Origin of the sequence: Thiohalorhabdus sp. (assembly GCF_046545655.1) — a bacterium.
Lineage (GTDB): Bacteria > Pseudomonadota > Gammaproteobacteria > Thiohalorhabdales > Thiohalorhabdaceae > Thiohalorhabdus.
The window spans coordinates 36,903-62,794 of record NZ_JBKGZG010000008.1 but is presented as its reverse complement, the minus strand read 5'-3'; the positions used below and the strand labels follow the sequence as shown (position 1 = coordinate 62,794).

The 25,892-nt window shown below is 69.5% G+C and carries 22 protein-coding genes; 9 read left to right on the top strand and 13 right to left on the bottom strand.

What is annotated here, in order from left to right; translation table 11 throughout:
• On the top strand, nt 1–447 hold a 447-nt coding region (locus ACLFRB_RS03395; protein ID WP_411067593.1), incomplete at its 5' end, for a peroxiredoxin.
• 85 nt (nt 448–532) lie between these two features.
• On the opposite strand, the gene ACLFRB_RS03390 is transcribed toward ACLFRB_RS03395, so the two are convergent.
• Nucleotides 533–1,555: a hypothetical protein gene (locus ACLFRB_RS03390; protein ID WP_411067592.1), complete on the bottom strand. Its 1,023-nt coding sequence runs from the start codon at nt 1,553–1,555 to the stop codon at nt 533–535.
• Between the two features lie 579 nt (nt 1,556–2,134).
• On the opposite strand from ACLFRB_RS03390, the gene ACLFRB_RS03385 reads away from it, so the two are divergent.
• A complete protein-coding gene (locus tag ACLFRB_RS03385; protein ID WP_411067591.1) occupies nt 2,135–3,415 on the top strand; it encodes a nucleotide sugar dehydrogenase in 1,281 nt (426 codons plus the stop codon).
• A 27-nt stretch (nt 3,416–3,442) separates the two neighbouring features.
• Here the strand turns inward: ACLFRB_RS03385 and ACLFRB_RS03380 are convergent, their stop codons facing one another.
• Nucleotides 3,443–4,867 carry a mannose-1-phosphate guanylyltransferase/mannose-6-phosphate isomerase gene (locus ACLFRB_RS03380; protein WP_411067590.1) on the bottom strand — a complete coding sequence of 475 codons (1,425 nt, stop codon included), beginning with the start codon at nt 4,865–4,867 and terminating at the stop codon, nt 3,443–3,445.
• Nucleotides 4,868–5,110: 243 nt separating this feature from the next.
• Here ACLFRB_RS03380 and galE point away from each other — a divergent pair, with 243 nt between their 5' ends.
• On the top strand, nt 5,111–6,097 hold the full coding sequence (galE, locus tag ACLFRB_RS03375) for a UDP-glucose 4-epimerase GalE (RefSeq protein WP_411067589.1): 987 nt from the start codon (nt 5,111–5,113) through the stop codon (nt 6,095–6,097).
• Between the two features lie 51 nt (nt 6,098–6,148).
• Here the strand turns inward: galE and ACLFRB_RS03370 are convergent, their stop codons facing one another.
• The 3 genes from ACLFRB_RS03370 to ACLFRB_RS03360 all read right to left on the bottom strand — a co-directional run bounded on the left by ACLFRB_RS03370 (nt 6,149) and on the right by ACLFRB_RS03360 (nt 10,400).
• A complete protein-coding gene (locus tag ACLFRB_RS03370; RefSeq protein WP_411067588.1) occupies nt 6,149–7,498 on the bottom strand; it encodes a VanZ family protein in 1,350 nt (449 codons plus the stop codon).
• On the bottom strand, nt 7,495–8,238 hold the full coding sequence (locus ACLFRB_RS03365; RefSeq protein ID WP_411067587.1) for a S1C family serine protease: 744 nt from the start codon (nt 8,236–8,238) through the stop codon (nt 7,495–7,497). The genes ACLFRB_RS03370 and ACLFRB_RS03365 overlap by 4 nt, the downstream gene beginning before the upstream one ends.
• Before the next feature lie 125 nt (nt 8,239–8,363).
• Complete coding sequence (locus ACLFRB_RS03360) at nt 8,364–10,400, bottom strand: nitrous oxide reductase family maturation protein NosD (RefSeq protein ID WP_411067586.1); 2,037 nt, start codon at nt 10,398–10,400, stop codon at nt 8,364–8,366.
• Nucleotides 10,401–10,792: 392 nt separating this feature from the next.
• Here ACLFRB_RS03360 and ACLFRB_RS03355 point away from each other — a divergent pair, with 392 nt between their 5' ends.
• The 5 genes from ACLFRB_RS03355 (at nt 10,793) to ACLFRB_RS03335 (ending at nt 16,945) form a co-directional block, all read left to right on the top strand.
• Complete coding sequence (locus ACLFRB_RS03355) at nt 10,793–11,179, top strand: VanZ family protein (RefSeq protein WP_411067585.1); 387 nt, start codon at nt 10,793–10,795, stop codon at nt 11,177–11,179.
• Nucleotides 11,180–11,370: 191 nt separating this feature from the next.
• A complete protein-coding gene (locus tag ACLFRB_RS03350) occupies nt 11,371–13,233 on the top strand; it encodes an asparagine synthetase B family protein (RefSeq protein WP_411067584.1) in 1,863 nt (620 codons plus the stop codon).
• A 2-nt stretch (nt 13,234–13,235) separates the two neighbouring features.
• Nucleotides 13,236–14,087: a class I SAM-dependent methyltransferase gene (locus ACLFRB_RS03345; RefSeq protein WP_411067583.1), complete on the top strand. Its 852-nt coding sequence runs from the start codon at nt 13,236–13,238 to the stop codon at nt 14,085–14,087.
• A 36-nt stretch (nt 14,088–14,123) separates the two neighbouring features.
• Nucleotides 14,124–15,713 (top strand): acyl-CoA ligase (AMP-forming), exosortase A system-associated, encoded by a 1,590-nt coding sequence (locus tag ACLFRB_RS03340; protein ID WP_411067582.1) that lies wholly within the window; start codon nt 14,124–14,126, stop codon nt 15,711–15,713.
• Nucleotides 15,710–16,945 carry a pyridoxal-dependent decarboxylase, exosortase A system-associated gene (locus ACLFRB_RS03335; protein ID WP_411067581.1) on the top strand — a complete coding sequence of 412 codons (1,236 nt, stop codon included), beginning with the start codon at nt 15,710–15,712 and terminating at the stop codon, nt 16,943–16,945. The genes ACLFRB_RS03340 and ACLFRB_RS03335 overlap by 4 nt, the downstream gene beginning before the upstream one ends.
• Before the next feature lie 27 nt (nt 16,946–16,972).
• Here the strand turns inward: ACLFRB_RS03335 and ACLFRB_RS03330 are convergent, their stop codons facing one another.
• The 3 genes from ACLFRB_RS03330 to ACLFRB_RS03320 are packed head-to-tail and all read right to left on the bottom strand — an operon-like array spanning nt 16,973 to nt 18,922.
• A complete protein-coding gene (locus ACLFRB_RS03330; RefSeq protein WP_411067580.1) occupies nt 16,973–17,824 on the bottom strand; it encodes a hydrolase 1, exosortase A system-associated in 852 nt (283 codons plus the stop codon).
• Nucleotides 17,814–18,668 carry a hydrolase 2, exosortase A system-associated gene (locus tag ACLFRB_RS03325; protein WP_411067579.1) on the bottom strand — a complete coding sequence of 285 codons (855 nt, stop codon included), beginning with the start codon at nt 18,666–18,668 and terminating at the stop codon, nt 17,814–17,816. Before ACLFRB_RS03325 ends, ACLFRB_RS03330 begins: the two co-directional genes overlap by 11 nt.
• Nucleotides 18,662–18,922, bottom strand: coding sequence for an acyl carrier protein (locus tag ACLFRB_RS03320; RefSeq protein WP_411067578.1), 261 nt, complete (start codon nt 18,920–18,922; stop codon nt 18,662–18,664). Before ACLFRB_RS03320 ends, ACLFRB_RS03325 begins: the two co-directional genes overlap by 7 nt.
• A gap of 495 nt (nt 18,923–19,417) precedes the next feature.
• Between ACLFRB_RS03320 and ACLFRB_RS03315 the strand changes: the two genes are divergently transcribed.
• The gene (locus ACLFRB_RS03315) at nt 19,418–20,053 is read left to right on the top strand and encodes a tetratricopeptide repeat protein (protein WP_411067577.1); all 636 of its coding nucleotides are present in this window, start codon (nt 19,418–19,420) and stop codon (nt 20,051–20,053) included.
• Here ACLFRB_RS03315 and ACLFRB_RS03310 read toward each other — a convergent pair.
• Genes ACLFRB_RS03310 through ACLFRB_RS03290 form a run of 5 tightly spaced genes read right to left on the bottom strand, consistent with a single transcriptional unit; the run spans nt 20,041 to nt 25,875 of the window.
• Nucleotides 20,041–20,799, bottom strand: coding sequence for a GNAT family N-acetyltransferase (locus ACLFRB_RS03310; protein ID WP_411067576.1), 759 nt, complete (start codon nt 20,797–20,799; stop codon nt 20,041–20,043). The two genes, ACLFRB_RS03315 and ACLFRB_RS03310, sit on opposite strands and share 13 nt — an antisense overlap.
• A gap of 25 nt (nt 20,800–20,824) precedes the next feature.
• Nucleotides 20,825–21,796 carry a polysaccharide deacetylase family protein gene (locus ACLFRB_RS03305; RefSeq protein ID WP_411067595.1) on the bottom strand — a complete coding sequence of 324 codons (972 nt, stop codon included), beginning with the start codon at nt 21,794–21,796 and terminating at the stop codon, nt 20,825–20,827.
• Nucleotides 21,797–21,839: 43 nt separating this feature from the next.
• On the bottom strand, nt 21,840–23,189 hold the full coding sequence (locus ACLFRB_RS03300; protein WP_411067575.1) for a putative O-glycosylation ligase, exosortase A system-associated: 1,350 nt from the start codon (nt 23,187–23,189) through the stop codon (nt 21,840–21,842).
• Nucleotides 23,182–24,369 (bottom strand): glycosyltransferase family 4 protein, encoded by a 1,188-nt coding sequence (locus ACLFRB_RS03295; RefSeq protein WP_411067574.1) that lies wholly within the window; start codon nt 24,367–24,369, stop codon nt 23,182–23,184. Before ACLFRB_RS03295 ends, ACLFRB_RS03300 begins: the two co-directional genes overlap by 8 nt.
• A 57-nt stretch (nt 24,370–24,426) precedes the next feature.
• A complete protein-coding gene (locus ACLFRB_RS03290; protein ID WP_411067573.1) occupies nt 24,427–25,875 on the bottom strand; it encodes a glycosyltransferase in 1,449 nt (482 codons plus the stop codon).
• Nucleotides 25,876–25,892: the final 17 nt, after the last annotated feature.

Below are 25,892 nucleotides of genomic sequence, written 5' to 3'. Positions count from 1 at the left end.
GCCGCTCCCGATTTCCGGCTCCCGGACCAGGACGGCCAGCCACGGAGCCTTCAGGAATTCCGGGGCCGCTGGGTGGTGCTGTACTTCTATCCCCGGGACAACACGCCGGGCTGCACCCGCGAGGCCTGCAGCCTGCGCGACGCTGGGAGCCCGCTGCAGGAGTTGGGGGCGCATGTCCTGGGGGTGAGCATGGATCCTCCGGAACGTCACGCGGCCTTCGCCGGCCGGCATGGCCTGTCTTTCCCCCTTCTCTCCGACCCGGATGGAGAGGTGTCCGCGGCCTACGGTGCCCTTTTCGCCCTCGGCCCCATCCGTTTCCCCAAGCGCCGTACTTTTCTCATCGACCCCGAGGGGCGGGTCGCCCGGGTCTATCACCGGGTAAAACCCTCGGGGCACGGCGACGAGCTGGTCTCGGCCCTGCGGGAGCTTCAGGCCCGCCGGGCCTGAACGAACCGGGGTTGCCGCGCCCCCATGGGCCTTGCCCGGAAGGGTGTTAACCGTTTCCTCCTGTTGGCTGCCCGCCCAAAGGGCCCTACCTCCCCTCCGACCGCCGCAGATATTCCCGCCCGAAGATGACGCCCAGGGTGACCGTCAGGGACCGCTCCTCTCGGAATCCCCGGGAGCGCGGAAAGGACACCTCGGGGGTAATGTCCAGGTAGAGCCACCTCCGGTTCAGCTCCCGCCGGTAATCGGCGCGGACGAAATATTCCGTCGCGGCCCAGGACTGCTCGTTCGTGGCGACCATCCCCGCCTCGTAGGCGAAGGCGTCGTGATCGCTCAGGTCGTGAAACAGGGTGAGCTTCTGCTGCCCCTTGTAATAATCGTTCTTCTCCTGCCAGCCGAAGGAGGTCGTGGCCCGAAACAGCATGGTGCGGCCCAGGGCGCGGTCCATATCCCACTGGACCCCGGAGCCGAATCCGTCGGAGACGAACCAGGATGTATCCCCCGAGGCCCGGCCTAGCCAAGTCCCCAGCTTGAAATATCGGTAGAGCCGCAGCCGGGCAAAGGGGTCCGGCGGATATTTCACCTTGATCCCGGCCGAGGGGCGGATATCCCACTCGGAATCCCCGTTGAGACGTCGCTGCACGGAAAGGAAGTAATCGTTCTGCTCCACCACCTCCTTCGGGCGCCTCTGCAGCGGTTCCCGATCCTCCCCGCTGGTGGTCTCCCCGTCCGACTCGAACAGCAGTGCCCATTTCCGCTCCAGACGGGGCAGCTCGGCACGGGCCTTGATGTCCCCACTGAACTGAGTCCCTTCCCGCTTTCTCCAGACTGCGGACCCCTCCATCTGCAGATAGCTGTCGGTCGCCTCCTCGAAGACGCGCTCGTTGGCGAAAAAGGCGTCCACCTGCCGCACGGTGTACTCCAGGCCGCGGGTGATGGAGGCATGGGTGCTATCCAGCGCATTGACCAGCTCATTCCCTTGCCCGCCTGCGGGGTTTTCCGCCTCTGCCTCTTCCTCTTCTTCCTGGGCTTGGCCTCTGATTTCCTCGGTCGCCCACCAGGGGCAGGCCGTGGAGGATGGCTCCAGGGAGCCGGTAGAGGAATGGGCCATGGTCCCGTTTCCGATGGCCAGGCATAGGACACAGCCGAGCCAGGCGCACACCCTTCCCGCGGGCAGTCGCGGTATCGGAGTGGGCGCGGTGGGCCTTTTGGGGCCCGTCTGCATTCGTAAAAAACAGAAAGGAACGATGATAACGGCGTTGTCCGTATGGGCTTGTGCGCAAGTTCCTCCGCCCTGCTGCAGGGGCGGGCCCGCTGCTCCCCAAAGGGCAAAAGGCGCTTGGTGTAGCGAGCTGCCGATTGGAGCGAATGCCCATTTTACAACCATGTAGGTAGGGCCCGTCTGTATAGGGTTTTTTCGGACAGGCCCGCACCCTGCCCTGTAAGGGCAATCCCATTTCTCCGGCCGCTTTCCCAATCCTAGGCGAACGCCCCGAACCGTTTCCCGAGAGCCGGCATGGTCCCTTTCCGCGGCGTACCGGCTGGCTGGTCAAGTCCAGGGGGCTTCGCCATTTTCGCCTGGTGTCCGCCCCTGCTATGACGGCGGGATGGGGGCCGGCAACGGCTCGGGATAGCCTTTCGCATATCCCGGTCCGCGCACACGGCGCGGAGGCGGGGGAAGGGGCAGATCTTGGAAGAACGCATTGGCGTGGTGGGCCTGGGCTACGTGGGATTGCCCGTCGCCCTTGGATTCGCAAGGCATTTCGAGGACGCCGTTGGCTTCGACATCAGCTCGCGGCGCATCTCCGCCCTGCGGGAAGGACGGGACGAGACCGGGGAGGTGGACAAGGAAGAGCTGGCCACGACCTCCCTGTCCTTCACGGCCGACCCGGACGACCTGGAGGGGTGTTCCCTGTACGTGGTCACGGTGCCGACCCCGCTGGACGGCAACCACCAGCCGGACCTGCGCCCACTGCGGCAGGCGTGCGCCACCCTGGGGCCGAGGCTTTCCAGAGGAGACCTGGTGGCCTTCGAGTCCACGGTCTACCCCGGGGTCACCGAGGAGTGCTGCGGGCCCATCCTTGCCGAGCACTCGGGGCTCCGCCAGGGCGTGGACTTCAAGCTCGGCTATTCCCCCGAGCGGATCAACCCGGGGGACCGGGAGCACACCCTGGACCGCATCGTGAAGGTGGTTTCCGGGGAGGATGAGGAGGCCCTGGAGCGTCTGGCCGCCGCCTACGGGGCCGTCGTCTCGGCCGGCGTACACCGCGCCCCCTCCATAAAGACCGCCGAGGCCGCCAAGGTCATCGAGAATACGCAACGGGACCTGAACATCGCCCTGATGAACGAGCTGGCGCTGATCTTCGACCGCATCGGGGTGCGCACCAACGAGGTCCTGGAGGCAGCGGGCACCAAGTGGAACTTCCTGCCCTTCTCCCCGGGTCTGGTTGGCGGCCACTGCATCGGCGTGGACCCCTATTACCTAACCGCCAAGGCGGAGGCCGTCGGCTACCACCCCCACGTCATCCTGGCGGGCCGGCGGGTCAACGACGGCATGGGGGAGTACATCGCCCAGCGGGTGGTGAAGCTCCTGATCCAGACGGGGCGGCGGGTGAAAAGCTCCCGGGTGGGCATCCTCGGCCTGACCTTCAAGGAGAACGTACCGGACATCCGCAACAGCCGGGTTCCGGACATCATCGCGGAGCTGGCGGAATTCGGCGTCCAGACCGTGGTCTCCGACCCACTGGCCGATCCGCAGGCCGCGTGGGAGGAATACGGCGTGGAGCTGGTGGACCCGGAGGAGTGGCCGGAGGTGGACGCCATGATCCTGGCGGTGCCCCACGGGGCCTATCAGGATACGGACCCAGGGGAGCTGCTGCGTCCCCTGGCGCCCGGAGGGGTGCTGGTGGACCTCAAGGCCCGCCTGGAGCCGGACCGCCTGCCCCCGGAAACGGTGTACTGGAGCCTGTAGAAAGAGGCCGGGACCTGCCGGCCTCCCTCACCCCCGGTTGTAGGCGTCGTGGAAGCGGACGATGTCGTCCTCGCCCAGGTAGCTCCCCGTCTGCACCTCAATGAGCTCCAGGTCGATGTTGCCGGGGTTGAGGATGCGGTGGGTGGTGCCGATGGGGATATAGGTGGACTGGTCCTCGGTGAGCAGGAACTCCTCGCCGTCCCGGGTCACCCGGGCCGTCCCCCGCACCACCACCCAGTGCTCGGCGCGATGGTGATGCAGCTGCATGGACAGGCTGCTGCCCGGTTTCACCAGCAGATGCTTCACCTGGAAGCGCTCCGCCACCGTGATGGTCTCGTAGGAGCCCCACGGACGCAGCACCCGCCGATGGTTCAGGGCCTCTTCGCGTCCCGTCTCCCGGAGCTCCTCCACCACCCCCTTGATCTCCTGGGCGCGGGCGCGCGGAGCCACCAGCACGGCGTCGGCGGTTTCCACCACCAGGTGGTCCTCCACCCCCACGGCGGCCACCAGCCGGTTCTCGGACCGGATGTAGTTGTTGCGCCCCCCGTGGCTGATAACGTCGCCGATTAGTAGGTTGCCCGCGTCGTCCGGTTCGCCTGCCTCGTACAGCGCGCTCCAGGAGCCTACGTCGCTCCAGCCGGCCTCCATGGGGACCACGAAGGCCGCATCGGTGTGCTCCATCACCGCGTAGTCCACGGAATTGCTGGGGGAGGTGCCGAAGGCCTGCCTCTCCAGTCGCAGGAAATCCAGGTCCCGCTCGGCCCCCTCATAGGCGGCGCGCACCGCCTCGAGCACCGCCGGGGCGTGGCTCTCCAGCTCCTCCAGATACCGGCTGGCCCGGAACAGGAAGATCCCGCTGTTCCAGAGGTAGTCGCCGGAGCGCAGGAAGCCCTCGGCGGTGGCCCGGTCCGGCTTCTCCACGAACTGCACCACCGGCCCCGCCCCGCCGTCGGGACCCAAGTCCCGGGCCCGGATATACCCGTACCCCGTCTCCGGGGCCGTGGGCGGCACCCCGAAGGTCACCAGCCCGCCCCCGGCGGCGCTATCCATCCCCTTACGCACCGACCGCACGAACTGATAGGCATGTTCCATGACATGGTCGGCCGGCATCACCAGGAGCAGAGGGTCCTCCTGGCGGCTCAGGGCCTCCAGGGCCGCCGCCGCCACCGCCGGGGCCGTGTTCCGTCCGGCCGGCTCCAGGAGGACGCTGGCGTCTTCCACCCCGATCCGCTTCAGCTGCTCCGCCACCAGGAAGCGGTGGTCCTCGTGGCAGACGGCCACGGGCGCGGACAAGCCCTCCAGGTCGGCCACCCGGCGGCAGGTCTCCTGCAGCATGGTGTCCTCCCCCGTCAGGGCCATGAACTGTTTCGGATACAGCTCGCGGGACAGGGGCCACAGGCGGCTTCCCACCCCTCCCGAAAGCAGCACGGGTACCACCGTTTCGCCGTCCATGGATGCCCTCCGAAACCCGGAAATTGTCGACGAACCTGTCAGCCCCCATTCCCAAGGTATATCCCCCACTACCCCCTGGCCATGAGCGGGGCTTGACCATGGTCAACCGCCGGCACCCGTCCCCGTATTCCCCTCCCCCGCTTGATCTGGGTTCGGTTGAGGAATCCGCCCGATTGACCGGACCTCCACCCACCGGGGATAGGTGAAGAAATACGCGAGACATACCGCGGAGGATCGCAATAAATGGGTGGAGTCCTGGTAACGGGCGGTGCCGGCTATATCGGAAGCCACGTGGTCCGCCAGCTCGGGGAGCGGGGAGAGCCGGTGGTGGTCCTGGATGACCTGAGCACCGGGAGGGCCGGAGCGGTCCTTTATGGGGACCTGGTGCTGGGGGACGCCGGGGACACAGCGCTCGTCCGCGAGCTACTCGAGGATCACCGGCTGGACGCCGTCATGCATTTCGCCGCCCGCACGGTGGTCCCGGAATCCGTCGCCGACCCCCTGATGTACTACGGCGAGAACTCCTGCAAGACCCGGGCCCTGGCGGGCGCCACTCTGCAGGCCGGAATCCGCCACCTCATTTTCTCCTCCTCGGCGGCGGTCTACGGCATCCCGGAGCATATCCCGGTGGCCGAGGACGACCCCCTGTACCCCATCAACCCCTATGGAACCTCCAAGCTGGTCAGCGAATGGATGCTGCGGGACACGGCCTCCTCCGGCTCCCTGCGCCACGTCTCCCTGCGCTACTTCAACGTGGCCGGGGCCGACCCCGAAGGCCGCATCGGGCAATCCACCCCAGAGGCCACCCTCCTCATCAAGGTGGCCTGCGAGGCGGCCACCGGCCAGCGGGACCTGGTGCCCATCTACGGCATCGACTACCCCACGCCCGACGGCACCGGGGTGCGGGACTTCATCCATGTGGAGGATCTGGCCGCCGCCCACATCCGGTGCCTCGACTACCTCCGCGGTGGGGGACCGTCCACCACCTTCAACGTGGGCTACGGCCACGGCTACAGCGTCCGCGAGGTTTTGGACACGGTGGAGCGGGTTAGCGGCAGGCAGCTGCCCGTGCGGGAGGAGGAACGGCGCCCCGGCGACCCGCCCGCCCTGGTGGCCAACACCGAGCGCATCCGCCGGGAGCTGGGGTGGAGGCCCGAGCACGACGACCTGGAGGAGATCGTACGCTCCGCCCTCGCCTGGGAGAGGAAGCGCTGCGAGGCCTGGGCCTAGCGGGGTAGGAGTCAGGGCCGCGTGGAAGCCACGGAACGGCGCCCCCGCTCCTCAGCCAGGTGCCGTGCCCGGGGATTGGAGGGTGCGGGCCACCCGGCGCAGCAGGACAAACATGCCGGCGGCGGCCGCCGGCGAGACCACCAGGCTCCACGGGTGGGGCTCCTGGCCGGCGAACAGCAGGGCCCCGGCCTCGGCCGACAGGGCAACCACCACTCCCCAGCGAAAGGCACAGCCCAGCGCTCCGGGGACGCCCCGGAGCCGCCCCCGGAGCCAGCAGAACAGGCCGACCGGGGCGTACATCAGGGCATGTCCCACCACCAGGCCCAGGGTGCCCACCTCCCGCCCGTAGGAGCGCAGGGGGGTGAAATCCAGGTCGAGCATGGCTCCGGCGATCTCATCGGGATTGCGCAACGGCCCGCCAAACCAACCGTTCAGGACGGCCAGGAGTACCAGATACCCCCCGAGGCCCACCCCCCACAGCGCGGAGGCATGGCGCCGCAGCCAGCCCACTCGGGGATAGAGACCCGCCGCCACCTGGGCGTACCCCCCCAGGATCCCGGCTGCCCGTGTCAGGATCGATAGGATCTCCGTCGTCTCGTGGGCCAAGGCCCCCTGGATCAGCTCCACGACCGCCGCGAACAAGAAGGCCGCCCCCGCAACCCGGCCCGGACTTCCCCGGCCCCGGTCCTGCAGGAAGATCCCCAGGGCCCAGCCGATGGGAAGCGCCAGGAGTGCCTCGGCGGCCAGCCCCGCCAAGCAGGCCGGGCCGCATGGGGACGGCTCGAGGAAGGTCAGCCAACCCCCATTCTCCGCCCCCCCCGGGGCCGAAAACGTGAAGTCGAAGGGGAAAAAGGCCATCCCCAGGTAGGCCAGCAGGTAGCCAGCGCCCAGGACCTCCACTCCCCGGTGCGGGTCCGCCGGGCGGCTGGCCGCTACCTCCCGGGCCCATTTCCCGAGGAGGGCCCAGGTCATCACTCCCAGGAATCCGCCCAACCACTGGGCGAGGATGTCGTTCCGGGCGGGAACGCGCTCCGGGACGTACACCTGCAGGAACTCCAGGACCGGGGCCACCAGCATGGTGAGGCCGAGGGCCAGGAGCATGCGGAGTCCCGCTCTCCAGCCCTGGTGCCAACCCCCCAGGGCGGCGGCCAGCAGCAGCCCGCCGGGAAAGGCAAGGACCACGTTGCTCGCCCAGTCCACGCGCGAACCGAAGGGGGACTGCATGTCAGGGGCGGAGAGAAAGGCCCGCCAGGCCTCGGCGGGGGAGCGCCATTCAAGCTCGAAGGGGAGCAGGCTCAGGAAGACGGCCAGGAGGAGGTAGCCCCCCCAGAAACCGAGGAGGATGCCTCGCAGCCCGGGCTCGGAGGCACCCTTTCCTCCTGGGGCGCCACCGGGATTCACTCGGCGACCCCTCCTCTGCGGAGAAGCGGCATGGCGTACTTGATGGGGACGGCGTAGGAGATCCCGCTCGGCTTCTCCAGGATGGCCTCCTTGGTCTCCTTGATGAACACCCGGTTCACCACGCCCACCACCTCCCCCTTTTCGGGATGGTAGAGGGGGCTCCCGCTGTTCCCGGGATAGGCGGTAGCGTCCAACTGAAACACCTCATAGGGCTCATCCAGCCGCTGCACGGTGGCCGGCTCGAGATCCTGGGCCCGGTTCAAAGGCGTGGCGATGGGGGTAATCGCCGATACGATGCCGCGGTGGGTCACGGGATGCAATCCCAGGACCATGCCGATAGGGAAGCCCGTGAATGCGTACACATCCCCTTCCCGTACCCGGTCCGAGTCCCCCAGGGGGAGGGCCGGCAGGGAACGGCCCTCCATCTCCAGCAGGGCGAGGTCGTGCTTCGGATCAGTGGCCACCTCGCGGGCCCGCCGCACCTCCCCGTCCTTGCCCTCCCCGGCGAAGACGGCCAGTTGCTCCCGCCGCTCCTCGTCCAGGGAGCCCGGGAGCACGTGGGCATTGGTAAGGACCAGGGTGCCGTCACCGATAACGAACCCCGTCCCCCGGAGCTCGGCCGATGGCTGCCTGGTAGGCGTTACCGTGCCCACTCCCACCACCGATGCCTTGACCTCCGGAATGCGGTCCGCAAGCTCTGCCCGGGCGCTTCCAAGGACCAGCCCAAGAAGGACGGCCATCGCAAGCGGCACCACCCGGCGCCAACCGCGAGGAGCTCGGTTCCCGTGCATCATTGCCCCCACTTGCTGGCCCGCCACCCCGGAGGCCGGCCTTTCGGCGTCTCCATCCGAGGGCCGGCCCGGGATCAGGGGTGCCGGCCGGCCACCCCGGAGCCCTCTCTCCGGCGGGTCCCGTAAGCCCCCATGATACTGGCGTTCTCCCGCGCCTCCGTCCCCACCGGGGTGTATTGCCGGTCGGGCACGACGGGCGAGTCCACCGCCGGGATGGGGCGGGCCGGCCGCAGAAGGCGGTCTTCGAAGCCCTGGACCCGGGCGTTCTCGCCCTCCAGGGTAGCCTCGCCGTCACCCCCCTCGTGCAGGAGGGAGGCCCCGGCCACCACGTTGTTCTTCAGCACCAGATCCATCCCCACCTTGTCCATGACCAGTGCCGACCAGCCGCGCCGCCCCTCTTTGAGGTAGCTGTTGAACGCCACCTCGGCCCGGGCATGGTCCACCGGACATGGCACCCGCTCGCCGTAATTGACCCGCGGGGTGAAATCCATGGCGATGGCGGGGTGGTCCTGCGCTCCGCTCCGGATGGCGTTGCCGACCACCTGGTTCTCGCCACAGCCCCAGATGTTGATGATGTTCGCATCGGTACGGGCCTGTTGGTGGATGAAGTTGTAACGGATACGCGCATCCACGGACTTGGCCTTGATGAAATGGCCATCGGAGCCGCCGTGCAGGTAGTTTCCCTCCAAGACCAGCTCCGCGTTCTCCCCCCCGTAGACGAAATGGGCGTGCTCTCCGGGGTCGTCGATGGCGTAGATCTCGGAATCGTAGATCCGCAGGGAACCGGCTCCCGGCACCGCCAGAACCCCCATGCCGCTGTCGTGGACCTTCAGGTCCCGGAGCACAAGCTCCCCGGCCCCTTGGTGCATCCAGATGGCCTTCTCCCGACTGGCCCCACTGACCTCCAGGCCCTCCACCACCACCCGGCCGGGGGCCTCCACCACCAGCACCCCCTTGCCCTTGCAGATTTCGTCGCGCAGGTGCGGCCGGCCCTCCAGGGGCTTGAGGGTCACGGCCCGCTCGATGACGCCGCACTGGCGATAGGTGCCCGGGGCCACCCCAACGGTTCCGCCCTCGGGCGCCGCATCCAGGGCCGCCTGCAGGCTACCGTGCAGGTACCTGTCCCCGACGCAGGCGTCATAGGGGCAGCGGGACACCTTCCGCTCCTTTCCGGACAGCCGGAAGACCCAGGTCTCCGGGACCTGCGAGGTGTCTTCGGAGTCGGCCGCCAGGAACGTGTACAGGCCGGATTCCCTGTCCCGGACCAAGGTGCTCCATTTCCCGTGGGCGTCCGTGGGGCCGCCGCCGTCCAGGAAGAACCGCCCCCACACGTCCTTGTCCGGGTCGTAGGTCCAGAGCTGCAGCTCCCCGTCCATCCGCCCCGCCAGCAGGGCCTTCTCCAGCTCCGGGGCCCATACTAGGGAAAAGCTCTGCGGCTGGGAGCCGGCGACCTCCTCCAGCTGGGTCATCTCCTCGGCCCGCATCTTCTGCAGGTCTACCCGAGCCCAGCGTCCCGCCCCGTAGACGATGTGCTCCTCCCGCTCCGGGGCATAGACGGAGAACACCTCGGTCCAGGCATCCCAGTTCTTGCCTCCCGTTTTCACCCGCCGCTCCCAGGTCCCGAGCCCGGGGTTGAACGTATAGCCCTCGATCTTCCCCGTCCCGGTGAAGGAGACCAGGGTCTCGAGGTCGGGATCGTAGGTGAGGTTCCAGGGGGCGATGGCGTTCTTGTCCACGGGAACCCGCTCCCCCACCTCCTCCCAGGCGCCCTCCTCGTCGCCCTCGGCGGGGTCGTAGCACCAGATTCCAAACTTGGAGATGCAGAAACGCTCCCGGTCGGCCCACCAGGCCATCTGGGTGTAGGAATGGGCGGTCAGCGGCCGGCCCCGGGGACTTAGATAGTCCACGTGCCACCCGCCCCCGCGGGCCTTCTTGAGCTTCTTTTTCTCCTCGTCGGTCAAATGGTCCCAGGAATCCGCCTCCGACCAGTCCTCCTCCTCGGTCAGCTCGACCCAGCGGTCCTCGGACGGGATATAAGCGTCCACGTCGTTGCCGCCGTGGGTCTTGTGGCCGCCGCCCCAATAGAAGACATAGCCACCTCCGGCCACCAAGGCGGAATACGGTCGGTACTCCGGTTCTCCAGAAGCCTTTCCGGAACCATCGGGATCCCGCTTCACCCAAGTATCCGCGGGAATCTCCGCCCCTGCACCGGAGGCGACGGCCAGCGGCAAGAGCAGTCCCAGCGCCCTTCCCGCCCAAATCGATAGGCGTTCCATCCGAACTTCCCCTTGGCCGTCCGAAAGTTTCTCCTGCCGGAGGCTCCCGCCAGGTACCTATCAACCAACCAAACACCATTCCCTTTTACCGGCAAGGAGGCCCCTGCCCGGCCTCACAGGCGCCCAGCGGGCGGCTTGTCCCAACCATCATGTCCTGCTACGGGTGGCGGAGGGGGTGTTCAGCTCGCCCCATCAAAATTCCCTGCAGCCTCCATCGGCGAGCCTACATGCGCGCAGTGCTCTGGCCCTCTCTGTACATGGCCCTCCTGTTTGTCCTTTCCTCCATCCCGGGGACTGCCGCCCCCGAGGACGGGGCTGTGCTCAAGGCCTTCACCTGGGTGCCCCCCACCCTCCAGAACTTCCTCCACCTTCCTGCCTACGGCCTCCTGGCCTGGCTCTGGCTCCGTCCCCTTACCGCCCTGCCATTGGGCCCCAAGGGCATCGCCGGCACGGCCTGGATACTGGCCATGGCCTATGGCGTTTTCGACGAATGGCACCAGAGCTGGGTCCCCGGTCGGTACCCATCGGCCACGGACCTCGCCGTGGACGGTCTGGGGGCCCTAACCGCGGTCGGACTCTACCTGGTCCTTCAACCCCGGCGCCTGACCCCTTAACCGGAACGGGGAAATCCCCGCCGAACCATGGGGAGAGCCCGCTTCCGCCCTGAATTATCGCGGAGAATTGACCGGGCCGGGTTCCAGGCCTCGTTTTCCGAACGCCGGGCATGATCTTCTGGTCGGGAGAGGACGCGTTCCCTCACTACGGGGACGTACGGGCACCGATTGGCCAAGGCACGGGAGACGATATGCAGGGAATCTGGGGCTGGGTGGGGCCACAGGGGAACGGGGATCCCGATCCCCTTCTGGCCGGGCTGGCCCCCGGGAACGACCGAGGCATGTCCCAGGCGGACCGGATCCACCTGGAAAACGGCGCGGTGGCCGGCCGGCCCGACCACGGTGGGCGGGTCTTCAACCGGGACGGCCTTTTGGTGGCCTTTCACGGCCAGCCCCGGGACGCCTCGGGAGGCGCCGGGGACGGGGAGGCCCTCGCCCACCGACTGGCCAACCGCTACCGGCACGACCCCGAGGGCCTGCCGCGCGGCCTGCATGGCCCCTTCGCCCTGGCCATCCTGGACCCCCGTTCCCGGACGGGCCTGCTGGCGGTGGACCGCATGGGCGTCATGGACCTCGCCTACACCTTGAGCGGGGACACCCTCCTGTTCGGGCCCCGGGCCGACCGGCTCGCGCACGATCCCCGCTGCGGCGCAGAGCTCAACCCGCAGAGCCTGTTCAACTATCTCTTCCACCACGTGATCCCCCGGCCCGGGACGGTGTTCCAGGGCATCCACCGGCTCCGGCCCGGGGAGGTGGTGCGGTTCGCCGCCAATCAACTGGAAACCCGGAGCTACTGGCGTCCCGGGTTCCAGGAGCACGACGACACCCCCCTGCCCGAGCTGCGGGAGGGATTCCGGTCCAGCCTCCGCGGGGCCGTGGAGCGGGCCGCCAGTCCGGGCCGCACCGGGGCCTTCCTGAGCGGCGGCACCGACAGCTCCACGATTACCGGGATGCTCGGCGAGGTGACCGGCGAGGCCCCGCGCGCCTACGCCATCGGCTTCGACGCCCCGGGCTACGACGAGACCGCCTACGCCCGGATCGCCGCCGAGCACTTCGGCGCGGACTACCACGAATACTTCGTCACCCCCGGGGACGTGGCCAAGGCCGTCCCGGAGGTGGCCGCCGGCAGCGACCAGCCCTACGGCAACGCCTCCGTGGTGCCCGCCTACTACTGCGCCCGCCTGGCTCGGGAGGACGGCATCGAGGTCCTCCTGGGCGGCGATGGCGGGGATGAGCTGTTCGCCGGCAACGTCCGCTACGCCAAGCAGTGGATCTTCTCCCTCTACCACCGAGTCCCGGGCTGGCTGCGGCGCGGCGTCCTGGAGCCCGCCTCGGGGGTCCCCGGGGGGGATGCCGTACCGCCGGTGCGCAAGCTGCGGCGGTATATCGAGCAGGCCACCGTCCCCCTGCCGGACCGTCTGGAGACCTACAACCTCCTGGACCACCTCGGGCCCCAGCGGGTCTTCACGGACGACCTCCTGGCCGAGGTGGATCCCACCCAGCCCCGCGCGGAAATGCGCCGGGAGTTCGCCGATCTCCGCGGCTTCGCCCTGATCAACGGCCTCCTGGCCCTGGACATGAAATACACCCTCGCCGACGACGACCTGCGCAAGGTGGCCCTGGCCGGGGAGCTCGGCGGGGTCCAGACGCGGTTCCCCTTCCTCGACGACCCGGTGGTGGACCTGGCCGCGCGGGTGCCGCCGGGACAGAAGATGCGGGGCACCCGCCTCCGGCATTTCTTCAAGGGGGCGCTTGCGGATTACCTGCCCCGCGAGATCCTGGCCAAGGAGAAGCAAGGATTCGGGCTCCCCTTCGGGGTCTGGATGCAGGAGGACCCGACCCTGAAGGATCTGGCCCGGGACAGCCTGGACGGCCTGCGCAACCGGGGAATCATCCGCCCCGCCATGATCGACGAGCTGACCGGGGCCCGGCTGGAGGAGCACGCGGATTACTTCGGCACCCTCGCCTGGGTGCTGATGATGCTGGAACAGTGGCTCCGGACCCACCGCTCCGAGCCCGCCGCCGAAACCGAAATCCTCACCGGCACGGATTGACCATGCAGGAAGAGCGAACCGGCAACCGGGGGAGCCCCGCCGCGGGCGACCAGTGGGACCATTCCAGCGATTCCCGCTTCGTGGACTACTACGCGCGCCAGAGCCTCACCGAGGAGAACCGCGAACGTCTGGAGCGCATTCGCGAGGACGTCCTCTGGGCCTTCCCGCCGGAGCAGCGGGAGGGCCCCCTGGAGGTGGTGGACATCGGCTGCGGGCCCGGGGCCCAGAGCCAGCTGTGGGCCGACGACGGCCACCGCGTCCACGGCCTGGACATCAACGCCGAGCTGGTGGACCTGGCGCGCCGGCGTGCGGAGCACGAGGGCCAGGACATCGAGTTCGTGGTGGGCAGCGCCACGGAGCTGCCCTGGGAGGACGGCACCATGGACGTCTGCCTGGTGCCGGAGCTGCTGGAGCACGTGCCGTTCTGGCAGGAATGCCTCGACGAGTTCGCCCGGGTCCTGCGGCCGGGCGGGGTGCTGTTCCTGAGCACCAACAACCGGCTCTGCCCCGTGCAGGAGGAGTTCAACCTCCCCCTCTACAGCTGGTACCCCGGCCCCCTCAAGCGCCGGTTCGAGGAGCTGGCCCGCACCACCCGGCCCCAGCTGGCGAACTACGCCACCTACCCCGCGGTGAACTGGTTCACCTTCTACGGGCTGCGGCGGGACCTGGGCCGGCGCGGATTCAACGCCTTCGACCGCTTCGACACCACCGACGCCTCGCGCAAGAGCCCGTCGGGGCGCCTGGCCCTGGCCGCCATCGGCCAGCTGCCGCCGCTCCGCCTGCTGGCGCACGTCCTGACCCCCTATACCCGCATCGTAGCCATCAAACAGGGCACCGGGACCACCCCCCGGTAAGGAGCCCGCCGGACCCCGGAAAGGCCGCAGCACGCCATGGCGACTCTCCTTCAGGACTTCATCCACTGCTCCACGCAGTCCGCGCCTCACGCCCCCGCCCTCCTCCACGGATCCCTGGAGATCACCTACCGGGATCTGGAGCGGACGGTCCGGGTGGTGGCCGGTGGACTCCGCGAGCTCGGCCTGCGCGCCGGGGATCGGGTGGCCCTGTACCTCCCCAAGGTCCCCGAGGTGGTGTACGGGATGTTCGGTACCGCGACCGCCCGGGGCGTCTTCGTGCCGGTCAACCCGCTCCTCAAGCCGCGCCAGGTGACCCACATCCTCCGGGACAGCGGGGCCCGCTTCCTGATCACCAGCGCCGACCGCGCCGACCTCCTGGCCGGGGAGCTCGCAAACTGCCCCGACCTCCGGCGGGTGGTGGTCACGGACCGGCCCTCGGGGGAGCTGCCCGCCTCCCTGGGCAGCCTGGGGCTCGGGTGGCACAGCCTGCTCACGGAACCGGACCGCCCCCTGCCGGAGCGGGGCATCGACGCCGACCTGGCCGCCATCCTGTACACCTCCGGCAGCACGGGCCGCCCCAAGGGGGTGGTCCTCTCCCACCGCAACATGGTGGCGGGAGCGGACAGCGTGGCCCAATACCTGGACAACCACGCCGGGGACCGGCTGCTGGCGGTGCTCCCCTTCAGCTTCGACTACGGTCTGAGCCAGCTGACCACGGCGTTCTCCCGGGGGGCGAGCGTGGCTTTGATGGACTATCTCCTGCCCCGCGATGTGCCGCGGGCGGTGGCCCGCTACGGGGTTACGGGCCTGGCCGCCGTACCGCCCCTCTGGAACCAGCTGGCCAGCCAGGACTGGCCCGGCGAGGCCCGTGGGAGCCTGCGCTATCTCACCAGCTCCGGCGGGGCCATGCCGCGCGCCACCATCCGCTCCCTGCGCCGGGCCCTGCCCGAGGCCCGGCTCTACCTGATGTACGGCCTCACCGAGGCCTTCCGCTCCACCTACCTGCCCCCCGAGGAGCTCGAGCGCCGGCCCGAGTCCATGGGCAAGGCCATTCCCAACGCGGAGATCCAGGTGGTGCGCGCCGACGGCTCGGAGTGCGCCCCCGGGGAGCCCGGCGAGCTGGTTCACCGCGGGGCCCTGGTGGCCCGGGGGTACTGGAACGACCCGGAGAAAACGGCGGAACGCTTCCGCCCGGCCCCCGGCCAGCCGGACGAGCTGCCCCACCCCGAGATCGCGGTCTGGTCCGGGGACCAGGTGCAGAAGGACGAGGAGGGATTCCTCTACTTCCTCACCCGGCAGGACGAGCTGATCAAATCCTCGGGCTACCGCATCAGCCCCACGGAGGTGGAGGAGGCCGTCTACGCCCACGGCGGTATCGCCCAGGCGGTGGCCCTGGGGGTGCCCCACCCGGTGCTCGGCCAGGCCGTGGTGGTGGTGATCCAGCCGGAGGCCCCCGGCGTCACCGCGGAAGGGATCATGGGCCATTGCAGCCGGGAGCTGCCGCCCTTCATGGTGCCCGGCGCGGTGCGCTTCAAGGACGCCCTGCCCCACAACGCCAACGGCAAGCTGGACCGGCGCGCCCTGGCGGAAGAATTCCAGGACCTTTTCCAGGACCCCGAGCCATGAACCGCGCCGCCATGTCCCATCCCGCCCTGTCCCGCTTCGCCGTGGAGGACGACGAGCTCCTGTTCGGCGGCCGAACCCTTACCGCTCTGGCGGAGGAGGTGGGGCAGACCCCCTTCTACGCCTACGACCGGGACGCCATTAGACGGCGGGTGGACGCCGTGCGGGCCGCCATCCCCCGGGAGATCAGCCTGCATTACGCCGTCAAGGCGAACCCTATGCCGGCGTTGGTGGGCCATTGCGCGACGCAGGTGGACGGCTTCGACGTGGCCTCCCTCGGCGAGCTGCGTACCGCCCTGGACACCGGGACCCCGGCGGGGGAAATCAGCATCGCGGGCCCGGGAAAACGGCGCGAGGAGCTGCGGGCGGCGGTGGCGGCGGGGGTGACGGTGAACGTGGAGTCGCCCGGCGAGCTGGAGCGCCTGGCGGAGGCGGGCGAGGCCGCCGGGCGGCGGCCCCGGGCCGCGGTGCGGGTGAACCCGGACTTCGAGCTCAAGTCCTCGGGCATGAAAATGTCCGGCGGCCCCAAGCAGTTCGGCATCGACGCCGAGCAGGTGCCCGGCGTGCTGCGGCGCCTGGGTCAGCTGGGGCTGCACTTCCGGGGGCTGCACATCTTCAGCGGCTCCCAGAACCTGAGTGCGGCCAGCCTCGTGGAGGCCCAGGACGCCACCTTCGACCTGGCCTACCGCCTCGCCGGGGAGGCTCCCGGGGCGCTGGAGATGCTCAACATCGGCGGAGGCTTCGGCATCCCCTACTTCCCGGGCGAGGAGCCCCTGGACCTCGCTGCCTGCGGCGAGAACCTGGAGCGCCGAGTGGAGGAATGCCGGGACCGGCTGGGCCCCGTGGAGGTGATCCTGGAGCTGGGCCGGTACCTGGTGGGAGAGGCCGGCGTCTACGCCTGCCGGGTGCTGGACCGCAAGGTCTCCCGCGGCCACACCTTCCTGATCACCGATGGCGGGCTCCACCACCACCTCGCCGCCTCGGGCAACTTCGGCCAGGTGATCCGGAAGAACTATCCGGTCGTCACCCCGCGCCGGGTCCATGGCGGCCCCCGGGAGACGGTGAGCGTGGTGGGGCCGCTGTGCACCCCCCTGGACCTGCTGGCGGACCGGGTCGAGATGGGGCAGGCCGAGGAAGGCGACCTGGTGGCCGTTCTCCAGTCGGGCGCCTACGGCTACAGCGCCAGCCCGCACCGCTTCCTCGGTCACCCGCCCCCGAAAGAGATCCTGGTATAGGTCCTGCCCTTCCCCGCGGCCGCGCGTTCACCAGGAGCGGAGCCAGTCCGCGGTGTGCGTCTCCACCTGCTCGCGCCAGACCCGGCGGGAGAAGGTATGGTCCGCCTCCTCCAGCCGCCGGGTGTCCACCCGAGGGCTCGCCTGCCAGCGCCGCCATCCCTTGGAGGCGGCCACCGTGTCCTCGAACTCCCGGGCCGTCAGATCCCGCCCGCTAAGGATCAGGAGGACCGGCCGCGGGAAGCGCTCCAGGCCGTGGAGCATCCGCTGCGGCAAGGGCATCTGGCGCCAGTCTTCCGCCGGTCCCGCCCTCTCCCGGCCGCCGAGCGTCCGCAGGGACGCCAGCAGATGGCCGAGGGAACGGCGGGGCTGCCAGCGCAGCCTCAGGACCTTCTTCCAAAAGGCGGGCTCCCGCAGTCGCGCCAGGTAGTAGTGCTTGAGGCGGGTCCTCGCCTCGCCGGCCTCGGTTCGCACCCAGGGGTTGAGCAGGACCAGCCCCGCGACCCGGCGGTCCTGGAAACCGTAGAAGGCCGCCGCCGAGGCGGCGTCGCAGAGGCCCCACAGGACCACCTCCTCCAGGTCCGGCCAGCGTTCGAAGAAGGCGTCCACGGCGGCCCGGATGTCGGCTTCGATCTCGGCGAATTCGTGGAGCCGGCCCTCGCTGTCCCCCATGCCGCGGTAGTCGAAGCGCAGCGCCGGGATCCCCTGCTCGGCCAGGTGGCGGGCCAGGAGCACGAACTGGCGATGGCTGCCTACCCGGTACTGGGGGCCTCCCACGACCACCAGCACCCCACGGGCCGCCGAGGGCGCGGCCGGAGGGTGCAGGACGCCGCACAGGGTGTGGCCGGCGCACTGGAAGGCGAAGGGCCGTTCAGGGAGCATGGCCGGGGACTTCGGCATCTTCCAGGCGCTTGAGAAACCCCATGGAGGCTTCCACCAGGGCGGGCGCATCCACCAGCTCCTGGGTGGCCCAGAAGGGATCCCCGACGATCCCCCGGTGGCGGACCGACCTGCCCTGCCCCTGCCAGGCCTCCACCACGCTGCGGGAGGCCGGCGGCGGGCCCGCCTCCGGGTCCGAAACCACGTCCAGCCAGATCACCTCCGTTTCCGGCGGCGGAAGCAGCCCCTGGAGAGAGCGGGCCTCCAGGGCCCCGGCCAGGCCGGGATGCAGCTCGTAACCGGCGATCTCCAGGCTTTCCCCGGCCTCCAGGCGCTCCAGCAGGTCCGCCGTGCGCTCCTGCGACGTGTCCCCCCCGACCCCCAGACCCGCCGCAAGGCGCAGGCGCAGGAACTGCCGGAGGGTCTGCCGGCCGTTGGTGACCGGGCTCCACAGGAGCAGGCCCGGCGGGGGCTCGGCAACCTCCCGGGCGGTCTCCGCGGCGATCAGGCCGCCCAGGCGCAGGCCTCCCAGGTACACGGGCCCGGCCTCCCGGTCCCTCAGCCGGTCGCGGGCGTCCCGGACGTTGTCCTTCCAGAGCTCCCACCGGGCTTCGACGAAATCCCCCTCGCTGTCCCCCGTACCGTAGAAATCCGGGACCAGGGTCCGGAAGCCGGCGCCAGCTAGCGAATGTCCGAGGCGGGCCATCGTCCGGCGGGCCTTGTTGGCCTCCTCCGCCCAGGGGGGCAGGAACACCAGGCCCGGTGCCCCCGGGGTGGGGTTGGTGGGGTGAAAGAGCGTGCAGTGGATCCGCCCTCCCGCGCTGTCCAGGAAGAAGGGGGTCACCATGCCTGCGTTTGCAGCTTGCTGTTCACGAAATCCACGAGGCTGCCCACGGTCTCGAAGGTCTCCGCCGAGATCTCGTCGTCTTCGATGACCACCCCGAACTGGTCCTCCAGGGAGGTGACCACCGAGACCACCGCCATGGAATCGAATTCGGGGATGTTCCCGATCAGCGGGGTCTCCCGCCCCAGGGAAGCGGTCCGCTCCCCCAGCTGGAGGACATCGCCGACCACCTGCCTTACTTCCTCCACGCTCGCCATGCCGTTCTCCCCGTACCAGTGGTGCTCTTGCCGGAGCCCTCCGCCCGGTGCCGCCCCCCGGCCTCCGCTGGGACCCTTCCCGGTCCGGGGGGCAGGCACCCGCGCAGGCATCATCGGATCAAGCTAGTACCGGGCTTCCCTTGTTCCAAGGTCGGCGTCCCGATGGGGTCAAGAGCGCCCGCAAAATACCGCTTCCCCCGCAGGGCCGGAACGGATTTTGGAAAGCAACACCTCCAAAAACGGGATCCGCTGGGCGAATAATCGGGTATTCCTGGGGCTTTCTTCTGATCCGCGTCAAGTAACCCGGTTTTTCGGGAGATGCTCCCTGTCCGGGAGGGAGCTGGAAGTTAGGATGGAATGAGCGCCTTGACCATTTCAGAAAGCGGATCCGCCCATCCAGAGGTTTCCAGCATGGTTTTCCCGACTTCTTTCCCTCCCGGGACTTCCCGGACCGCCCTTTTCCTGCTTCTCGTGACGCTTTCCGGCCTTCCCGCAGTGGCTCATGCCCAGGACGGGGAGGCGCCGTACACCGGCAAGGCCCTGGACGGAAAGGCCTGCTCCAGCTTCCAGGGAACCGAGCAAGGATACGGGCCCTACGACTACCGCAAGTACAGCTCTTCGGACTCCACCCTGAAAAAGGTGGAGGACTTCCACTTCACCGACCAGGTTCGGACCCTGGCCGGTGGCGAGAACAGCCAGACCCCGGTGGGGGACCTGCACTACACCCTCATGGCCTTCCCCAACCACCACAAGGCCCTGTACGCCATGATCCGGCTCCACACGGGGGAGGACGGGGAGGAATGGACGTCCCACGCCCAGTTCTCGGCCAGCCCTCCTCCGGAGTGCTTCCTGCAGCGGGCGGCAAACTTCTCGCCCGAGGACCCCGAGGTCCAGCTCCTGTACGGGATCTACCTGCACCGCCTGGGAAAGCCCGAGACGGCCACCGAAAAGTACCGGGAAGCGCTGGAGATCCAGGAGGAGTTTCCCGAGGCCTGGTACAACCTGGGCCTGGCCTACCTGGATATGGAAGAGTATGAAAAGGCCCGCGAGGCGGCACGCCGGGCCTACCAAGCCGGCTATCCCCTCCCCGGGCTGCGCGAGAAGCTCGCCGAGGCGGGCTATTCCCTCTGATCGGCGGCGGGCGGGGCCGTACCGCCTCGCCCCTGGTCTTCGGCGCAGGGGGTCGGCGCGCCGGTATCGGGCATTTCCATCTGGAAGACCGGCTCCGCCCGGCGGCTGAGGTGGAGGCGGGGAGCGAGGCTGGAGACCGCCAGCTGCCAGTTCCCCACCCGGAGGAAGGTCACCGTGCCCCATTTCCGGCCCCCCAGCCGATACTGGGAGGCCAGGGAGGGGGTGTTGAAGGCGGAGATGCGGCTGAAGGTCCCCTGCACTCCCGCGGCGCGGAAACGGGCGGCCGCCTCGTCCCAGAGCCGGGCGAAAACGGGGCTCAGACGGCGTCGGGGATCGATGTAGACGTCGTAGTCCCAGACCGCCGCGCCGCCGGGGGGCAGGCGATAGGTGCAACGGGCCTCGTCCTCCCGGTACCGGTCCTCCGCGTACCAGAGGAAGCCCACCAGTTCCCCGCCCAGGAAGGCGCCGAGACACCGGTCTCCCGACTCCACGCGGCGCCGCAGCACTTCCCGGGGCCGGGGCATCCGTTCCAGGGTCGCGTCCTCGGAGGCGACGGGACGCACCGCGATCCGGGCACCCTTTCCGGAAGGCAGGAGGGGCTCCCGAGGAACCGGCTGCCAGAAGAGGTGGTAGCGGTAGAGACCGGCCCGTCCACCGCTGGCCCCATCGAGGACTCGGGCCAGGAGGTACAGGCTGCCTTCCCGCGCGCCCATCTGTCGTTGGATGGATCCCAACTTCCGCAGCATGGCCTTCCTCGAGTGGAAGCGGCCCTCAGGCGTGCTCCGTCAGCGTCTCCCGCGTATCCGTCGCCCGGGGCCCGGGACCTCGCAGGAGGTTGCGCAGGAGGCCCAGGTAGAACCCGTGCGGGGTCCCGTTCCAGGGCGTGAAGCGGGGGATCTGGAAGCGGCTGGTGTTGCGGCCGGCGGCCCCCCACGCGGTGGACACCGCGGCCTCGAAGCCCGCGGCGCGCACCATCCCCACGTGCTCCGGCCCGTAGTCCTCACCGGGCCGCCCGTTGGGGTAGGCGAAAAACCGGCACCGCTCCCCCGTGATCTCCTCCAGGCGGGCCTTGCTCTCCTCCACCTCCGCCCGGGCCCGAGCGGGGTCGAGGGTGGAGAGAATGGGATGGCTGCGCGTATGGGCGCCAACCTCCATGCCGGCCCCCGCCAGGGCCCGGACCTCGCCGGGGTCCAGCATGAGGCGCGGGGGAGGAAACCCTCCCAGCGCCGCTTCGAGCCCTTCCACGGCCTGCTCCCGCTCCTCCAGGGGACGGTAGCGTAGCGAATGGATCAACCCCATGCGTGCCTCGCGGCGGGCCTGCTCGCCATCCACGGCCCATCGGCCCAGCCCCAGGTGACGCAGGTCCATCTCGCCCTCGGGCCAGTGGCGTACCGTTTCCGTGATCACATCGTTCCACATCCGGCCGCCGCCCAGGTACCCGGTGGCGATGAAGAAGGTCGCGGGCACCCCCCACCGGCGCAGGATGGGCAGGGCCACCGTGTAGTTGTCCGCGTATCCGTCGTCGAAGGTCACGGCCACCGCCCGAGGCGGTAGCGTCCCCCGGGCCAGGCCCGCCATCCCCTCCGCGAGCGGCAGGGGTCGGAGCTCCTCCGCCAGCAGCCCCATCTGCCAGTCGAAAGTCGCCGCGTCCGGGATGTCCGGATCCAAAGGGTCGGCTTCCCCCAGGACCCGGTGGTAGATGAGCACTGCGAGCCGCCCCCGGTCCCCGCCCGGGGAGAGCATGGCGGCCAAACCGCGCAGGCCGAGGGCGGCGGCGCCTTCCAATTCACGCCCCGCGTGGCATCTGGGCCGGGACGGGAGCCCCCGCCCGGACCGGCCCCCGGGACAGGGGACCCCGGACGTCGGAGGCGTGCGCGGCCACCTTTTCGGTAGCCTCCGCGATCTCCCGGCGCATGATGACGGCGAGGATGACGAAGGTGTAGAAGAGGTCGAAGTAGGCCAGGCTCAGGAACGCCCCCGCCACGGCGTAGGCGATGAGGCCGGTCTGCAGGGCGTCCGCGTATTTCACCATCCAGCCCAGCCCCACCCCGGGGGCCTGTTTCTTGATCCTTCGCAGGCTGCCGAAGGTGTAGAACAGGAGCAGGATGTAAAGGGCCGTGCCCAAAAATCCGTGCTCCCCGAGCATCTGGAAGTAGTTGGAGTGGGCGGCCCGGGACCGGTTGAAGTGCTCGTCCTGCCATTCCGCGTAGTCCAGCCACAGGGCGTTCGGGGCCTCCTCCAGCTTGAACCCGGCCCCCAGCCAGGGCCGCTCCAGGGCCACGTTCCAGCCCACCTGCCAGGCCTGGATCCGCTGCATGGCCGACCGATCCTCCTCATAGCGCTCGATGCTCTGGGCCCGCTCCGTGAGCTGCTCGGGAATGAGGTCCGGCGCCTTGTAGGCGGCGGGGATCAGGAGCAGGAACAGCAGGAACTTGCGGTTGGCCTTGATCAGCAGGATCGGCAGCACCACGGCCAGGCCCAGCAGCGCCCCGCGGGAATAGGTGAACAACGTGGCAATCACGGTGAGCACCACCACTCCGTAGATGGCCCGGCGGCCCCACTTGCTCTCCACCTCCCGGGCCAGGGCCACCAGCAGCGGCAGGACCATGAGCATGGCCAGACCGAGGGCGGTGTTGGCGCCGATGAAGGAAGGCTCGGGCCCCTTCACCCGGTACTGCCCCCCGGTGCTGGCCACGAACACCGCCCCCTTGACCCCGTAGAAGGCCAGCGACCCCGCCATGACCACCAGCAGGGCCAGGATGCGCTTCCGCCCGTAGATGAGCATGCTCGTCACCAGGGCGAAGGCGAGGATCTTCATCACCTTCTCCCACTGGGGCCAGGCGGCATCGGGGACCCACGCGGTAAAGGTGGTGATGGTGAACACGATCATCAGGAGGACGATCAGCACCGTCTCCCGGGTCACCGGGATGGGCTTGCGGTCCGAATGCAGCCACATGGCCGCCAGGGTCAAGGAGCCGAAGACCAGGGCCACGGGGAGGTCCTGGGCCACCCCCCAGCCAAGGCGGTGGGGGTTCATGAACCCGACCCAGGACCAGACCAGCACCCCCGTCCAGGGCCGCATCAGCACGAAGGGGATGAGGCTGGCAAAAATGACCAGTAGGGCTGCATCACGCATAGGCGCTTCGCTCTCCGTGCTTGGCCGCCGTCTCCAGCATCAGGGCCTCGAGCTCCCGGGCCTTCTGCTCCCAGGTGTAGTGCTTTACCACCGTCTCCCGGCCTCTCCGGCCCAAGGCCGTCCGTTCCTCCGGGGCCCGGAGAAGGCGCACCACCGCCTCGGCCATCTCCTGCGGGGCGTCCGCCACCACCGCGTTTTCGCCCGGCTTCAGCGGGAGCCCGCCGAAGCTCAGCCGGGTCCCCACCACCGGCCGCCCCATGGCCCAGGCCTGGAGGATCTTGTTCTTGATGCCCGCGCCCTTGCGCAGGGGGGAAACGAAGACCGCGCCATCGCGGAGGTGGGGCCGGAGGTCCTCCACGAACCCGGTCACCTCCACCCCCGGCCCCTGCAGCGCAAGGACCTCCTCCGCCGGGTCCTTCCCCACCACCCGGAAGCGGGCCTCTGGAACCCGGGCTCGGATGCGCGGCAGCACCCGGTGCACGAAGTACCGGACGGCATCCACATTGGGCGGAAAGGACATGTTTCCCTCGAACACCAGCACCGGATCCTCCGGCTCCTTCCCATGGGGGGCGAAATACTCGGCGTCCACGCCGTTCTTCACCACCCGCACCGGGACCCAGGGACAGATCCGCCCGAACATTTCCGCGTCCGGTTCCGCCACCACCAGGCAGGCATCCCCCTGACCGTAGTACCGGCGCTCGAAGCGGTAGTGCATGAAGGCCCGCTTGAGCGCCTGGAGACGCCGTCGCATGGGGACCGTGCTTTTGGCCTCGCGCAGCAGGGTGAGCACCACGTCGTCCACCAGGTCCATTAGGACAGGGATCCGGCCGAAGGGGACACTGGGAATCACCCTCTCCCCGGTCATCCAGATCAAGTCGTAATCGATTTCCGCCAGGAGGCCCTCCAGCCGCTCGGTGACCCGGCCGTCCTCCGGCACCATCTCGTCCAGCGACAGGCTCTTCCACCACCTTCGCCTCCCGTTCCGGCCCCCCCCTTCCCTGGGCAGGATCTCGATCCGCCCGAAGAGGCGCTCCAGGGGCTCCGGCAGGGGCCGATCGTCCAGACACAAGAGGTCGAAGTGGTGCCTCCCGGACAGGGACCGGACGTAGTTGAAGATGCGCAGACGCTGGCCGTGGGAGAGGGGATAGGGAAGCTCATCGGCCAGGACCAGGATTTTCATGGGACCTCCCCGCCGGAACGCGCTTGAATGGATGGAGGGACGCCCACCGCGGCTCCCCTAGGCCCGGCCGCCGGCCAGTACCGTGAGGGTCCCGGCCAGGGTTCCCGCCAGGGCATGCCGGTCGAACTGGCGGATGTAGTCCCAACGGGGCTCAACGCGTGGGGCGCCCGGGCCCCGGGCGAGACGTTCCAGGGTCTGCGAAGCACCGTCCACGTCGGGATAATCGAGGATCCAGGCGGTGTTGGCGGCCCGCAGGATCCGGGCCTGGGCGCCGGCGCGGGGAATCATGGCCAGGATGGGCCGCCCCGAACGCAGGTACTCGAAGGATTTTCCGGTGATGGTGTCGCGGTGGCACGGGGCACTGAACAGGAGCAGCACGTCGGCCTCGGCCTGCTCGCGCAGGCAGCGCGCGTGGCTCTGGGTGCCCAGCAGCTCGATGTACGGCTCCAGACCGTGCTCGGCGATGGCCGACTCCAGCCGCGATAGCTCCTGGCCCGCGTAGCCGATCAGCCGGACCTGGAACCGCCCCACCAGGTGGGGGTGCCGTGCCTTCAGCCGGCCCAGGGCCTCGATGAATGGAAGCGGGGACACGGAGGCATCCATGGCACCGGTGTAAACGAAGCGGAGCACGTAGCGGTCCCCTTCGCCCCCCCGGGGGAGGGCCGGATCCTTGCTGGGATCGTAGCCGTTGGGGATCCAGGCCATCTTCTCGCGCAGCCACTTCCCGTGCTGGCGGCACAAGTCCTCCTGCCAGGCGGGCGAGGTGACCACCACCCGGTCGGCCTCCCGCAGGACAGCCGCCTCCAGGCGCCGGTCGCGGAAGGCGTGCCACCGGCTCCGCACCTCCCGGCCGGGCCGCTCCACCCACAGATCGCGGAAATCGGCCACCCACGGCAGGCCGGTGCGGCGCTTGATCCGGAGGCCGGCCACATGGCTCGAGTAGCTGGGGCAGCTGGTGAAGAGCACGTCGGCCCCACCCTCCCTGGCAATCCGCACGCCCCTTCGCGCCGCCGCATCGGCCCAGGGCCGGGCGGAATCGGGCACGTACCAGCCGTAATCCAGTCCGTCGTGGAGCCACTGGCTCACCGCCTTGCGGACCCGGTCGGCGCCCCCCGGCTCCCGACTCGCCTCCTCCCGGGGCGGTGCCCCGTCGACGTCCCCGGCCGCGTGGATGTCGTAGGGCCGTACCCCCAGTCGGCGCCGACGGACGGCGAAGGGGTCGGGGCTGGGCACCCGATCGATGGCCACGTCGGGCGGCAGGTGGGCGAGCTCGCCGGAGTCGATCCAGCCCATGTCCTCCACGGCCCGGGTGATGACCCGGCAGCGCCAGCCGAAATCGGGAAGATGCCGGACGAAGCTCTGCACCCGTTGGGTGTTGGTCCCGGCCAGGGGCGGAAAATCCGAGGCCACGATGAGCAGGGTGCCCACCTCCGGCGCCGGCCCCTTCGCCTCCTCCTGCCCGGCCTGGTGCGCCCGGGGACCCCGTCGGGTGCGCCCCTCGTTCATTGCCGGGCCCACCGGGG